We start from the raw sequence: 13883 nt of genomic DNA, 5'->3' as shown, positions 1-13883 counted from the left end.
CACAACGACATCGTCTGCAACGGCAACGAGATCGGTGGCGGCTCGATCCGTATCCACCGCGACGACGTCCAGCGGCGGGTGTTCTCCGTGATGGGCATCGGCGAGGAGGAGGCGCAGGAGAAGTTCGGCTTCCTGCTGGACGCCTTCAAGTACGGCGCCCCTCCGCACGGCGGCATCGCCTTCGGCTGGGACCGGATCGTCGCGCTCCTGGCGGGTGCGGACTCCATCCGGGAGGTCATCGCGTTCCCGAAGTCGGGGGGCGGCTACGACCCGTTGACCGCCGCGCCGGCGCCGATCACGACCCAGCAGCGCAAGGAGGCCGGTGTCGACGCGCCTGCGGCAGAAGACGTCGCGGCGGATGCCTGACGAGTCGGAGAGAACATCCCGGTGTACCGCCTGACCTGCGAGGTAACACGTCGAGATCAGATCGTTACGTCCGGGTGACCGTTCGTGCGCTGTGCGTCACATAGAGTCCCGTTCCGGCGCCGACGGCGTCACCGGGCTGGGCCCGGCACGGACTGAAGACGGCAGTGCCCGTCCGATTGAGGTGGATATGTCGATCCCCGGCGAGGTGATCACCACGCACACCGAGGACTCGGTCGTCGAGGACGCCACAGCGCCCAGGGAGCTCCAGGCGGGTCGGTCCCCGCTGCGCATCGCGGCCCACCGGATCCGCAAGGACACGGTCGCCATGGTGTGCCTGTCCATCGTGATGCTGTTCGTGCTGATCGCCATCTTCGCCGGCACGCTGGCCGACCTGTTCAACGTCAACCTGACGGTCGGCCGCCCGGCCGAGCAGCTGGACTTCCTCGGTGACGGCATGCCGCTCAACGGCCCGCCGAACTACGGGTTCGACCCCGAGCACCCCTTCGGCGTGGCCCCCAAGACGGCGAACGACAACCTCGCCTACTGGCTCTACGGCTGCCGCACCTCGCTCGTGATCGCCTCGACGGCCACGCTGTTCGCCACGCTCATCGGTGTGGTCACCGGCCTCGTCGCCGGCTTCGCCGGCGGGGTCGTCGACAAGGTGATCTCCTTCGTGATCGACCTGTTCCTCACGCTCCCGTTCCTGCTGATGGCGCTGATCATCGCCCCGATCATCACCTCGCGCTTCGCCAGCGACCCCGACTACCCCACGATCCAGAAGTTCGGCCTCGTGGCGGTGCTGGTCTTCTTCGGCTGGATGGGCGTCGCCCGTCTGGTTCGCGGAGAGACGATGTCGCTGCGCGAGCGCGAGTTCATCCAGGCCTCCCGCGTGATCGGGATGCCCACCGGGCGCATCCTGTTCAAGGAGCTGCTGCCCAACCTGGTGGCCCCCATCGTGGTCGCCGTCTCCCTGATGCTGCCCGGCTTCATCGCGGCCGAGGCGGGCCTGGCCTTCCTCGGGATCGGCGTCACCCAGGGCGCGTCGTGGGGCCAGACGATCCTGCAGGCCAGCCCGTACTTCGAGAAGTACCCGCTGTACCTCTGGGAGCCCCTGCTCGGCATCGTGATCCTCGTGGTCGCGCTCAACCTCCTCGGCGACGCGATCCGCGACGCCGTGGACCCCAAGACCCGGCGCTGAGCCGGTTCGACCTGCGGATCGCGCAGGTCCCACAGATGTTGTCGCGGGCGCCCGTCTCGCGGCACGAGCGAAAGAAAGGCTGACAACATGAAGCGCACCAAGTCGCTTGCCGTTGTCGCCGGCTTCGCCATGGTCACGCTTGCGGCCTGTGGTGGAGACGGTGGCGACGGGGGAGGATCCGGTTCCACGTCGAAGGACAAGTTCATCGACCCGGCGTCGAGCTTCGAGCTCGTCGAGGCCGAGGGCGCTGCGCCCGAGGTCGAGGGTGCTGAGGAGGGCGGCGTCATCACGGTGCTCGTCCCCAGCGACCCGGGGCCCGAGGACCTCGACCCCACCAACGGCTGGTCCGTGCTGGGCAACTCGATCCAGCAGGCCCTCACCAACCGGTCGCTCACGCAGTACCGCCGCAACCCCGAGGGTGGCACCGAGGTCGTGCCCGACCTCGCGACCGACCTCGGCACCCCCAACGAGGACTTCACCGAGTGGACGTTCACGATCAAGGACGGCGTGAAGTGGGAGACCGGCGACCCGGTCACCGCTGAGGAGGTCAAGAACGGCATCCTGCGCTCGTTCGACACCGAGACCTTCACGTCCGGCCCCGGCCAGGCCTACACCGTCGGCTGGGTCGACTGCCCCGAGGACTACGCCGGTCCCACCAAGAGCGGCGACTGCGACGCGGTCCAGGCCGACGGCCAGGAGCTCACCATCCGGATGAGCAAGTCGTTCCCCGACTTCAACCTGTGGTCGACCTTCATGGCGATCGGCCCGATCCCGCTCGAGAACTCCGAGTTCCCGGCCTACGGCCGCGCGCCGCTCTCGACCGGCCCGTACAAGATCCCCGAGGGTGGCTTCCGCGTCAACGAGTCGCTCCGTCTGGTCAAGAACGACCAGTGGGACCCGGCCACCGACCCGGCTCGTCACCAGTACGCCGACGAGTTCCTGATCAAGTTCGACCAGGACCAGGAGAAGACCGACCAGATCCTGCTCTCGGGCAACGCCGACGCCGCCACCACGGTGGCCAACTCCCTGGGTGCGACGAACGCCAACGCCCTCAAGGAGGCGCTGGGCTCGAACTACATCCAGCAGACCGGCCAGTGCATCAGCACCCGCACCCCGGACTACAACAAGATCCCCCAGCTGGAGATCCGTCAGGCGATCGCCTACGGCTTCGACTTCGACAACGTGCAGCTCGCCAGCGGCAACATCCCCGGCGTGACGCGCATCCCGGCCCAGGGCCTCATGCCCCCCGGCATGGCGGGTCGCAAGGAGTTCTTCCCGGCCGGTGAGCAGTTCGCGTACAACCCCGAGAAGGCCAAGCAGCTGCTCGAGGAGGCCGGCGAGCCCGGCTTCAAGCTGACCTACATCTACGACGACTCCGACGCCGAGACCAAGGCCGGCGCCGAGGCGGAGAAGGCGGGCTACGAGGCCGCCGGCTTCACCGTCGAGATGATCCCGTACCAGGAGGACGCCTACGCGCTCTTCGACGACGCGGACAGCCCGATCAACAAGAAGCTGAACCTGCGTGCGACCAACTGGTGCTCCGACTGGCCGGCCGGTTCGACGATGATCCCGCCGCTGGTCCAGACGGGTCAGCCGTACAACACCTCGTACTTCTCCGAGGAGGAGGTCGACCAGCGCATCGAGGAGATCGCGACGCTGCCGATCGAGGAGCAGGCCGATGCCTGGGGTGACCTCGACGAGATGATCGCCCAGAAGTACCTGCCGAACATCGTCACCGCCTACCGCAACGACCTGTTCGGTGCGGGCGCCAACATCGGTGGCTTCACCGGTGACGCGGCGATGAGCGCCATCAACTACAAGGACCTGTTCGTCAAGCCGTGACGCACAGTCCCGAGTAGTGCTCAACTGAGCAGTAGCGGAGTGGGGGCCAGGCTCACGCCTGGTCCCCACTCCGTCCGTCAGCGGCGCCGACGGCGGGTTCGGACCACCGCCTGGTGTGTGCAGTACCGGATACGAAAGGCCGACGCATGTTCGCCTACATCATCAAGCGGCTCCTGACCGGCGTGGTCGTGGTCGTCCTGGTCTCCATGGCCGTCTTCGCCCTCCTCTGGTACGGACCCGAGAGTCCCGCACGGCCGATCTGCGTCCAGGAGACCAGCAACCGCTGCACCGATGAGCGACTGGCGAACTTCGAGGAGTCCATGGGGTACAACAACCCCATCTACGTGGAGTACGGCAAGTACGCCAAGGGGATCTTCGTCGGCCGCGAGATGGCGTTGGGCGGCAACACCATCCAGTGCGACGCGCCGTGCTTCGGCTTCTCCTTCCGCTCCCGCGCCCTCGTCTGGGACGAGCTCATCGAGCGGCTGCCCGCGACGATCTCGCTCGCCATCGGCGGCGCGACCCTCTACCTCCTCCTCGGCATCCCCATCGGCATCGCCGCCGCCCGTCGGCGCGGCACCCTCGGCGACAAGCTGCTCGTCAGCAGCTTCCTGGTGATCAGCTCGATCCCGTACTACCTCTTCGCGCTGGTGGCCTGGCTGTACTGCACGCTGGTATGGGACCTGCCGGTCCTCGGCGACAGCGGCTACACGCCCCTCCTCGACAACCCCGCCAAGTGGTTCGCCGGGCTGCTGCTGCCCTGGCTGTGCCTGGGCATCTTCAACTGCACCGCCTACACCCGCTACACGCGCGGGGCCATGGTCGAGTCGCTGAGCGAGGACTACATCCGCACGGCAAAGGCCAAGGGCCTGCCGGCGCGCACGGTGGTCTACAAGCACGGACTGCGCAGCGCCCTGGTGCCCGTCGTGACGATCTTCGGCATCGACCTCGGCATCCTGCTCGCGGGTACGATCTTCACCGAGCGCATCTTCGAGATCCAGGGGATCGGGCTCTGGGGCCTGCGCGCCGTCGGCTCCTTCGACCTGCCCGTCATCTCCGCCACCGCCATGTTCGGCGCCATCGTGATCATCGTGAGCAACATCATCGTGGACGTCGTCTACGGCGTCCTTGACCCGCGAGTGAGAGTGTCATGACCGACAGCATCATCCAGCCCCGCGCGCACCAGATGTCCGAGGAGGGCGCCTACCTGGCCGTGGAGAACCTCACGATCGAGTTCCCCACGCCGGACGGCCCGCTGACGGCGGTCAACGACCTCTCCTACACCGTCGGCATGGGGCAGACGCTCGGGATCGTGGGCGAGTCCGGCTCCGGCAAGTCCGTCTCGAGCATGGCGGTGCTCGGCCTGCACGACACGAAGCGGACCAAGATCACCGGATCCATCCGGATCGGCGACAAGGAGGTCGTGGGCCTGAGCGAGTCGGGGATGCGCAAGCTGCGCGGCAACGCCGTCTCCATGATCTTCCAGGACGCCCTCGCGGCGCTCCACCCCTTCTACCGCGTCGGGGGCCAGCTCGCCGAGGCCTACCAGGTGCACCACTCCAACGCCTCCAAGCGCGACGCGCGACGCAAGGCGATCGAGATGCTCGACCGGGTCGGCATCCCGCAGCCCGACCGGCGCGTCGACGACTTCCCGCACCAGTTCTCCGGTGGCATGCGCCAGCGGGCGATGATCGCGATGGGCCTGATCAACGACCCGTCGCTGCTCATCGCCGACGAGCCGACCACCGCGCTCGACGTCACGGTGCAGGCCCAGATCCTCGACCTGCTGCAGGACCTCCAGCGCGAGTTCAACTCCGCGGTCATCATCATCACCCACGACCTCGGCGTCGTGGCCGAGATGGCCGACGACGTGCTGGTGATGTACGCCGGCCGCGCGGTCGAGTACGGCACCACCAAGCAGATCCTGTCGCACCCCGAGATGCCCTATACCTGGGGCCTGCTGTCCAGCATCCCGGACGTGCAGTCCGACACCAGTGCCCGCCTCATCCCGATCCCGGGCAACCCGCCGAGCCTGCTCAACCCGCCGTCGGGCTGCTCCTTCCACCCCCGGTGCGCGCACGTCGACAAGGTGCCGGGCAGCCTGTGCTCCACCACGCTGCCCCGGCTGACCCCGGCCTCGATCGGCACCGCGCACGTCAAGCGCTGTCACCTGGCCGACCCCGACGCGATCTACCAGCGCGAAGTGCTGCCGGAGATCGCACCCGACCTCGTCGAGGAGAACTGATGGCCTCCCCAGAAGACACCGCCCGCGTCGGTCGGCACACCGACCAGTCCGGGAAGTCCCCCGAGGCGCCCAACGCGACCGTCGCGGCCCAGTTCCAGGACTCGGCCACCGAGGATCCCCACGACGTCGAGGCGTCCTACGCCTCCTTCGGGGAGCTGGCCAAGCAGGGCCACACCGCGGCGGTGCTGGACCCGACCGCCGAGCCGGTCATCGCGGTCGAGGACCTCAAGATGTACTTCCCGGTGCGCTCGTCGGGTCTCGTGCGGCGCACGATCGGGCAGGTCCAGGCGGTCGACGGGATCTCCTTCGAGGTGCCCCGTGGTGGCTCGCTCGGCCTGGTCGGGGAGTCGGGCTGCGGCAAGTCGACCACCGGCCGCCTGATCACCCGCCTCTACAACCCCACCGGCGGCTCGATGACGTTCGGCGGCCAGGACATCGCGAAGCTCTCCCAGCGCCAGATGAAGCCGCTGCGCCGCGACATCCAGATGATCTTCCAGGACCCCTACACCTCGCTGAACCCCCGGCACACCGTGGGTGCGATCGTGGGTGCGCCGCTGGCGGTGCACGACATCGTGCCGAAGAAGCAGATCCTCGGCCGCGTGCAGGAGCTGCTCGAGGTGGTCGGCCTCAACCCCGAGCACTACAACCGCTACCCCAACGAGTTCTCCGGCGGTCAGCGCCAGCGCATCGGCATCGCCCGCGCGCTCACCCTCAACCCCAAGCTGCTGGTCGCCGACGAGCCCGTCTCCGCGCTCGACGTCTCGATCCAGGCGCAGGTGATCAACCTGCTCCAGGACATCCAGCGGGAGTTCGGCGTCGCCTACCTGTTCATCGCCCACGACCTCGCGGTGGTGCGCCACTTCTGCCCCGAGGTGGCGGTGATGTACCTCGGCAAGATCGTCGAGATCGGTGACCGGGAGAGCATCTACTCCCACGCCCACCACCCCTACACCCAGGCGCTGCTCTCGGCCGTGCCCGACGTGAAGCAGGCCGTCATCGGCGGGCGGCGCGAGCGGATCATGCTCGAGGGCGACGTGCCGAGCCCGATCAACCCCCCGTCGGGCTGCCGCTTCCGCACCCGGTGCCCGCTGGCGCAGGACATCTGCGCCAGGCACGAGCCCCCGCTGCTGCAGATCGGTCCGCGCCACAAGGCCGCCTGCCACTTCGCCGGCGAGATCGGCAGGCACCCCGTCACCCCGGTCACCCCGCGCCTGCTGGGCACCGACGACCACGGCAACGCCGACCCCGGCGCCACCCCGTCCACCGAGCTGACCACCCAGGCCGGCTACAGCGACACCTGGTTCGACCTGGACAAGAAGACGTTTGGACGAGCCTGACGCGCTGTTCGACACCGCGCCGGCGGACGGTCCTCCACGGGGAGGACCGTCCGGCGGCGGGTCGCTGACCGGTGTCTCGCACGCCTCGGCGCCGCTCGCCGTACGGATGCGTCCGCGCACCCTCGACGAGCTGGTCGGTCAGTCGCAGCTGCGCGCCCCCGGCTCGCCGCTGCGCCGCCTGGTCGAGGGCGACCAGCCCATGTCGCTGCTGCTCTGGGGCCCACCGGGCACCGGCAAGACCACCATCGCCTCCATCCTCAGCCAGCAGACCGACCGGCGGTTCGTCGAGGTCTCCGCGGTCGCCGCCGGGGTCAAGGAGGTGCGCGCGGCCATCGACGCCGCCCGTCGCGAGCTGGCGCGGGGCGGCTCGGAGACCGTGCTGTTCGTCGACGAGGTGCACCGCTTCACCAAGGCCCAGCAGGACGCCCTGCTGCCCGGGGTCGAGAACCGCTGGGTGACGCTGGTGGCCGCCACCACCGAGAACCCGTTCTTCTCGGTCATCTCGCCGCTGCTCTCGCGCAGCCTGCTGCTGCGCCTGGAGTCGCTGACCGACGATGACGTGCGGTCCGTGGTGGCCGCGGCGCTGGTCGACGAGCGGGGCCTGGCCGGCGAGGTGGGCCTCGACGACGCCGCGCTGGACCACCTCGTGCGGCTGGCCGGGGGCGACGCGCGGCGCTCGCTGACCTACCTGGAGGCCGCCGCCGGGGCTGCCCGCGACCAGGGCCTCGACACGATCGACCTGGAGACGGCCGAGACCGCCGTCGACCAGGCCGCCGTGCGCTACGACCGCCAGGGCGACCAGCACTACGACGTGACCAGCGCCTTCATCAAGTCGGTGCGCGGCTCGGACGCCGACGCGGCGCTGCACTACCTGGCCCGGATGATGGAGGCGGGCGAGGACCCCCGGTTCATCGCCCGCCGGCTGGTGATCCTGGCCAGCGAGGACATCGGGCTGGCCGACCCCACCGCCCTGACCACCGCCGTGGCCGCCGCCCAGGCGGTCCAGCTCATCGGCATGCCCGAGGCCCGCCTCAACCTCGCCCAGGCGACCATCGCGCTGGCCGTGGCGCCGAAGTCGAACGCCGTCACGACCGCGATCGACGCGGCGAGCGCCGACGTACGCGCCGGGAGGATCGGGGGGGTGCCGGCGCACCTGCGCGACGCGCACTACTCCGGCGCGAAGGGGCTCGGGCACGGCAGGGCCTACAAGTACAGCCACGACGAGCCGTACGGCATCGCCGAGCAGCAGTACGCCCCCGACGCCGTCGTGGACGCCGCGTACTACCGCCCGACGGCGCTGGGCGCCGAGTCCGCGGTCAAGGAGCGCTGGGAGCGCATCCGGCGCATCGTCCGCGGCGGGTAGGGTTCCCCACTGTGAACGGGTGGGACGAGACGGCGTGGCTGGTGGTCGGTGCGTGCGCACTGGCACTGGCGACCCTCGTCGCACTGCTCCTCGTGCGGGCCGCCTCGCGGCGGGAGGTGGCCGCTGCTCGCACCGAGGCCGCCGAGCTGCGCCGCCGGCTCGACGAGCTGGAGCGCGCCGTGGCCGACCGGGCGCAGCCCGCCGCCATCGAGCCGGTGGTCGTCGCCTCGCCGATCGAGCACCCCGAGCCCGTGGTGCTGGAGCCGCGGGTCGTCGAGGGGCGGCTCTTCGCCGACCTCGTGCTGCGCGAGTCGGTGGTGAAGACCGCCTCGTGGGTGCACGGGGTACGCCGTGCGCTGTCACCCGAGAACCGCAACCGCATCGCCTTCGAGATGCGCCGCGAGGTCAAGCGCTCGCGCAAGTCCCGGCGGGCCGAGATGCAGGAGGCGCTGCGCGCCTACCGGGCGCGCGCCCGGGCCGCCCGGGACGAGTCGGAGGACGCCGCATGAGCCGCGGCATCTGGTTCGTCGCAGGCGCGGGGGTGGGCGTGTACGCCGTGACCCGCGCCCGTCGCGTCGCCGAGGCGTTCACCAGCGAGGGGCTCCGCGACCGGCTCGCCGGCCTGGCCGTGGGCGCCCGCCTCCTCCGCGACGAGGTCCGCGCCGGTCAGCAGGAGTCGGAAACCCAGTTGCGGGAGCGGCTCGGCCTGGTGCCCCATGGGATACCGGAGCTCGGCGCCGCAGACCCGGGGCCCGACGCGCTCGCCGGCGCTCCCCACCCGACCGACGATCATCCGGAAGGCACCACCCGTGGACACCGCTGAGATCCGCCGCCGCTTCGTCTCGCACTTCGAGCGCGCCGGCCACACCGCGGTGCCGTCGGCGTCCCTGCTGCTCGACGACCCGAACCTGCTGTTCGTCAACGCCGGCATGGTGCCGTTCAAGCCGTACTTCCTCGGGCAGGAGACACCGCCCTACGACCGCGCGGTGAGCGTGCAGAAGTGTGTGCGCACCCCCGACATCGAGGAGGTCGGCAAGACCACGCGGCACGGCACGTTCTTCGAGATGTGCGGCAACTTCTCCTTCGGCGACTACTTCAAGGAAGGGGCCATCGAGCTGGGCTGGGACCTCGTCACCAGGCCGGTCGCCGACGGCGGCTTCGGCCTGGAGGAGGGACGGCTGTGGCCCTCGGTCCTGCAGGGCGACGACGAGGCCCTGTCACTGTGGATGAAGGTCACCGGCCTGCCCTCCGAGCGCATCGTCAAGCTCGGCCCGAAGGAGAACTACTGGTCCATGGGCGTGCCCGGCCCCGGTGGGCCGTGCTCGGAGATCCTCTACGACCGCGGGCCGGAGTACGGGCCCGACGGCCGGTTCGAGACCACGACCCGCACCTCGATGCCGGCCGAGCTGGAGGACCGCTACCTCGAGATCTGGAACCTCGTCTTCATGCAGGACGAGCTGTCCGGGGTCAGGTCCAAGGAGGACTTCGACGTCGCGGGGTCGCTGCCGAAGCGCAACATCGACACCGGCATGGGCCTGGAGCGGGTGGCGTACCTGCTCCAGGGCCGGGAGAACATGTACGACATCGACGTCATGTTCCCGGTGATCGAGAAGGCGATGGCCCTCACGGGCAAGAAGTACGGCGCCGACCACCAGGACGACGTGCGGTTCCGCGTCGTGGCCGACCACGTCCGCAGCTCGATGATGCTCATCGGCGACGGGGTCACGCCCGGCAACGAGGCCCGCGGCTACGTGCTGCGCCGGCTGCTGCGCCGCGCCGTGCGCTCCATGCGCCTGCTGGGGTACGACGACCCGGCCCTGCCCGAGCTGATGCCGGTGAGCCGCGACCGGATGGGGGAGACCTACGTCGACCTCGTGCGCGACTGGGAGCGCATCTCCCGCGTCGCGTTCGCCGAGGAGGAGACGTTCCGCAAGACCCTCCAGGCGGGCACGCAGATCTTCGACCTCGCGGCGCAGGAGGTGAGGACCAGCGGCGCCACCACCCTCACCGGTGACAAGGCGTTCGCGCTGCACGACACCTACGGCTTCCCGATCGACCTCACCCTCGAGATGGCCTCCGAGCAGGGGCTCACCGTCGACGAGGACGGCTTCCGCGGCCTGATGGCCGAGCAGCGCCAGCGTGCCAAGGACGACGCCCGGTCCAAGAAGGGCCAGCACGCCGACACCTCGGTCTACCGCGGGGTCCTGGACGCCAACGGCCCCACCGAGTGGCTGGCCTACGAGACCCTCGAGACCGAGTCGCGCCCACTGGCCCTGCTGCAGGGAGGCCGACAGGTCACGTCGCTGGGCCAGGGCGAGATCGGCGAGCTCGTGCTCGACCGCACCCCGTTCTACGCCGAGTCCGGTGGCCAGGTCGCCGATGCGGGCACCATCGCCTACGACGGCGGCGTGCTCGAGGTCGTCGACGTGCAGCGACCGGTCCGCGGGCTCGTCGTGCACCAGGTGCGGGTCCTCGAGGGCGAGTTCGCGCCACGAGGAGACCTGCACGCGCGCGTCGACCCGCAGTGGCGCACCGGCGCCCGCCAGGCGCACTCCGGGACACATGTGGTGCACGCCGCGCTCCGCGAGGTGCTCGGTCCCTCGGCCCTGCAGTCCGGCTCCTACAACCGGCCGGGCTACCTCCGGCTCGACTTCGGCTGGACGACCGGGCTGAGCCCGGAGCAGGTGCGCGACATCGAGACGGTGTCGAACCAGGCGCTGCGCGCCGACCTGCCCGTCGGCTGGCAGTACATGACGCTGGCCGAGGCCAGGGACTGGGGCGCGATCGCCCTCTTCGGGGAGACCTACGACGACACCCGGGTGCGCGTCGTCGAGATCGGCGGGCCGTGGTCGCGCGAGCTGTGCGGTGGCACCCACGTCGAGCACGCCTCCCAGATCGGCACCGTCGTGGTCACCTCCGAGGCCTCCGTGGGCTCGGGCAACCGCCGCATCGAGGCCCTCACCGGCGTGGAGGGGTTCGCCCACCTCGCCCGTGAGCGCGACCTCGTCCACCAGCTCACCGGGCTGCTCAAGGTCCAGCCCGACGGAGTCGTCGGACGCGTCCAGGACATGGTCGAGCGCCTGCGGGCCGCGGAGAAGGAGCTCGAGAGGGCGCGCCTCTCGCAGCTGCTCGCCGGCGGCGCCTCGCTCGCTGCCGCGGCGGTCGACGTGGCCGGTGTCGCGGTGGTGGCCCAGCGCGTCGACGGCGCCGGTGGGGGCGACGTACGCACCCTGGCGCTGGACGTCCGCAGTCGCCTCGACGCCTCCCGCCCCGGTGCAGTGGTCATCGCCGGCGTGGCCGACGGCAAGGTGTCGGTCGTGGCCGCGGTCAACGACGCCGGTCGCGCCCGCGGGCTCTCCGCGAACGATCTGGTCCGCGCCGTCGGGCAGCTCGTGGGAGGCCGCGGCGGAGGCAAGGACGACGTCGCGCAGGGTGGCGGCAGCGACGCCGGCCGGGTCGACGAGGCGCTCGCCCTGGTCGCCACCGAGGTCGCCCGCGCGGCGGGTGCCTGAGCGTGCGTCCCGGCGTCCGTCTGGGCATCGACCCCGGAGATGCCCGGATCGGCGTGGCGCGCAGTGACCCCTCGGGGTTCCTGGCGACGCCGGTGGAGACCGTGCGCCGCGGGCGTGGCGACCTGCGCCGGCTCAAGGCCATCCTGGCCGAGGAGGACGCCGTCGAGGTCGTCGTGGGGCTGCCCCGGTCGCTGTCGGGCCGCGAGGGGCCGGCGGCCGCCAAGGTGCGGGTGTTCGCAGCCGCGCTGGCGCGCCAGGTTGCCCCCGTGCCCGTCAGGCTGTGTGATGAGCGGATGACCACGGTGTCCGCGGAGGCCATGCTGCGCGAACGCGGTCGCAACGGCAGCAGGCGACGGGCCGTGGTCGACCAGGCCGCAGCCGTGGTGATCCTGCAGCATGCGCTGGACACCGAGCGGGGCTCCGGGGCGGCGCCGGGCGAGATCGTCGAGGTCGGCGATGAGTGAGGATCGGCTGAGCCGTGAGGGCAGGCCGGGCTCCGCCGACGAGGTCGGCGAGGTCGACGAGATGCGCGACGGGGAGCGCGAGGAGGGCGACGACCCCCTGGGTGGCTCCCGCAGGAAGCGGCGCGGGCTCTCGGGCTGCCTCGCGGTGCTCGTCGCGCTGGCCGTGCTGGCGGGCGGTGCCTACGTCGCGGTGACCCGGGGCGCGGAGCTCCTCGCCGACCAGTTCTCCTCGGCCGAGGACTTCTCCGGTCCCGGCAGCGGCGAGGTCACCTTCGAGGTCGCGGACGGCGACACCATCGCCGACATGGGTCGCGGCCTCAAGGACCAGGGGGTGGTCGCCTCGGTGCAGGCCTTCATCGACGCCGCGGCCGGCGAGCCCGACTCCAACAGCATCCAGGTCGGGTTCTACGCCCTGCAGGAGCAGATGCCGGCGGCCGACGCGCTCGCGGTCCTGATGGACCCCGCCAACCAGGTGAAGTCGACGGTCACCGTGCCCGAGGGCCTGCGCGTCGTCGACGTGCTCGACATCCTGGTCGAGCAGACCACCTTCAAGCGGGCGGCGTACGAGCGTGCGCTGGAAGATCCCGCGGGTCTCGGGCTGCCCGACTACGCCGGGGGCAACGCGGAGGGCTACCTCTTCCCGGCGACCTACGAGGTCCCGCCCGACGCCACCGCGAAGTCGGTGCTCACCGCGATGGTCGACCGCTGGCGCCAGGCAGCCGAGGACGTCGACCTCGAGGGGTCGGCCGCTGCGCTGGGCCGCACGCCCGCCGAGCTGATGACGATCGCCTCGCTCGTCGAGGCCGAGGGCCGCGGCGAGGACATGCCCAAGATCGCCCGCGTCATCTACAACCGCCTCGAGAATCCCGACAACGGGGTGACCAACGGCCTCCTGCAGATCGACGCGTCGGTCAACTACGGCCAGGACCAGAGCCTGGGCGCGGTGCCCACGACCGAGGACATCGAGGCGGACACGCCGTACAACACCTACACGCGCCCCGGCCTCCCACCCACGCCGATCGAGGCGCCCGGGGACGACGCGCTGGCGGCGGCGGCGAACCCTGCCGACGGGAACTGGCTGTTCTACGTGACCGTCGACCTCGAGAGCGGGGAGACCAAGTTCACCGAGAGCTACGAGAAGTTCCTGGCGTTCAAGGACGAGCTGCGCGACTACTGCGCCAACGAGTCCGAAGCCTGCTGATGCCGGCTCGTCGTCGCTGCGGCGTGCTGGGAGACCCGGTCGGTCACTCTCTCTCGCCGGTGCTCCACCGTGCCGGGTACGCCGCCACCGGGCTCGACTGGGAGTACGACGCCCGGCGGGTGCCCGCCGGCACGCTCGCCGAGGTCGTCGCGTCCCTGGGCGAGGAGTGGCGCGGGCTGTCGGTCACCATGCCGCTGAAGCGGGAGGTGCTGCCGCTGACCGGCCGGCTGTCGGAGACCGTGCGGATGTCGGGGGCCGCCAACACGCTGGTGCGGCACGACGACGGCGGCTGGTCCGCCGACAACACCGACATCGGCGGAGCGCGAGCGGCGCTGCTCGAGCACGGGGTCGAGCG

Annotated in this window: 12 protein-coding genes and 1 pseudogene; all 13 read left to right on the top strand. The window is 70.7% G+C overall.

Annotated features, from left to right (window positions below; translation table 11 throughout):
- Positions 1–366 (top strand): amino acid--tRNA ligase-related protein (locus QZX64_RS16570; RefSeq protein WP_295662075.1); only part of this gene is annotated, 366 nt, incomplete at its 5' end.
- Between the two features lie 187 nt (positions 367–553).
- A complete protein-coding gene (locus QZX64_RS16565) occupies positions 554–1564 on the top strand; it encodes an ABC transporter permease (RefSeq protein WP_295662072.1) in 1011 nt (336 codons plus the stop codon).
- Between the two features lie 87 nt (positions 1565–1651).
- The gene (locus QZX64_RS16560; RefSeq protein WP_295662070.1) at positions 1652–3406 is read left to right on the top strand and encodes an ABC transporter substrate-binding protein; all 1755 of its coding nucleotides are present in this window, start codon (positions 1652–1654) and stop codon (positions 3404–3406) included.
- Positions 3407–3552: 146 nt separating this feature from the next.
- Positions 3553–4560 (top strand): ABC transporter permease, encoded by a 1008-nt coding sequence (locus tag QZX64_RS16555; protein WP_295662067.1) that lies wholly within the window; start codon positions 3553–3555, stop codon positions 4558–4560.
- Positions 4557–5651: an ABC transporter ATP-binding protein gene (locus tag QZX64_RS16550; RefSeq protein ID WP_295662063.1), complete on the top strand. Its 1095-nt coding sequence runs from the start codon at positions 4557–4559 to the stop codon at positions 5649–5651. The genes QZX64_RS16555 and QZX64_RS16550 overlap by 4 nt, the downstream gene beginning before the upstream one ends.
- Positions 5651–6988, top strand: a complete 1338-nt coding sequence (locus QZX64_RS16545) for an ABC transporter ATP-binding protein (protein ID WP_295662060.1) — start codon at positions 5651–5653, stop codon at positions 6986–6988. Before QZX64_RS16550 ends, QZX64_RS16545 begins: the two co-directional genes overlap by 1 nt.
- A gap of 64 nt (positions 6989–7052) precedes the next feature.
- Positions 7053–8351, top strand: a complete 1299-nt coding sequence (locus tag QZX64_RS16540; protein ID WP_295662079.1) for a replication-associated recombination protein A — start codon at positions 7053–7055, stop codon at positions 8349–8351.
- An 11-nt stretch (positions 8352–8362) separates the two neighbouring features.
- Entirely contained in the window at positions 8363–8860 is a 498-nt protein-coding gene (locus tag QZX64_RS16535; protein ID WP_295662057.1) for a hypothetical protein, read from the top strand.
- Complete coding sequence (locus tag QZX64_RS16530) at positions 8857–9174, top strand: DUF6167 family protein (protein WP_295662054.1); 318 nt, start codon at positions 8857–8859, stop codon at positions 9172–9174. The genes QZX64_RS16535 and QZX64_RS16530 overlap by 4 nt, the downstream gene beginning before the upstream one ends.
- Positions 9161–11863: an alanine--tRNA ligase gene (gene alaS / locus QZX64_RS16525; protein ID WP_295662052.1), complete on the top strand. Its 2703-nt coding sequence runs from the start codon at positions 9161–9163 to the stop codon at positions 11861–11863. Before QZX64_RS16530 ends, alaS begins: the two co-directional genes overlap by 14 nt.
- 2 nt (positions 11864–11865) lie before the next feature.
- The gene (ruvX, locus tag QZX64_RS16520; RefSeq protein WP_295662048.1) at positions 11866–12327 is read left to right on the top strand and encodes a Holliday junction resolvase RuvX; all 462 of its coding nucleotides are present in this window, start codon (positions 11866–11868) and stop codon (positions 12325–12327) included.
- A complete protein-coding gene (gene mltG, locus QZX64_RS16515; protein ID WP_295662045.1) occupies positions 12320–13528 on the top strand; it encodes an endolytic transglycosylase MltG in 1209 nt (402 codons plus the stop codon). The genes ruvX and mltG overlap by 8 nt, the downstream gene beginning before the upstream one ends.
- Before the next feature lie 59 nt (positions 13529–13587).
- A pseudogene (locus QZX64_RS16510) lies at positions 13588–13883 on the top strand (shikimate dehydrogenase); the annotation flags it as partial.

It is taken from the genome of uncultured Nocardioides sp. (genome assembly GCF_902805925.1).
In the GTDB taxonomy this organism is placed as follows: domain Bacteria; phylum Actinomycetota; class Actinomycetes; order Propionibacteriales; family Nocardioidaceae; genus Nocardioides.
This window is presented reverse-complemented; position numbering and strand designations above follow the sequence as displayed.

What these genes read in the sequence shown, in the direction of transcription:
- QZX64_RS16565 (WP_295662072.1), top strand. Translation starts at nt 554, where the DNA reads ATGTCGATCCCCGGCGAGGTGATCACCACGCACACCGAGGACTCGGTC.
- QZX64_RS16560 (WP_295662070.1), top strand. Translation starts at nt 1,652, where the DNA reads ATGAAGCGCACCAAGTCGCTTGCCGTTGTCGCCGGCTTCGCCATGGTC.
- QZX64_RS16555 (WP_295662067.1), top strand. Translation starts at nt 3,553, where the DNA reads ATGTTCGCCTACATCATCAAGCGGCTCCTGACCGGCGTGGTCGTGGTC.
- QZX64_RS16550 (WP_295662063.1), top strand. Translation starts at nt 4,557, where the DNA reads ATGACCGACAGCATCATCCAGCCCCGCGCGCACCAGATGTCCGAGGAG.
- QZX64_RS16545 (WP_295662060.1), top strand. Translation starts at nt 5,651, where the DNA reads ATGGCCTCCCCAGAAGACACCGCCCGCGTCGGTCGGCACACCGACCAG.
- QZX64_RS16530 (WP_295662054.1), top strand. Translation starts at nt 8,857, where the DNA reads ATGAGCCGCGGCATCTGGTTCGTCGCAGGCGCGGGGGTGGGCGTGTAC.
- mltG (WP_295662045.1), top strand. Translation starts at nt 12,320, where the DNA reads ATGAGTGAGGATCGGCTGAGCCGTGAGGGCAGGCCGGGCTCCGCCGAC.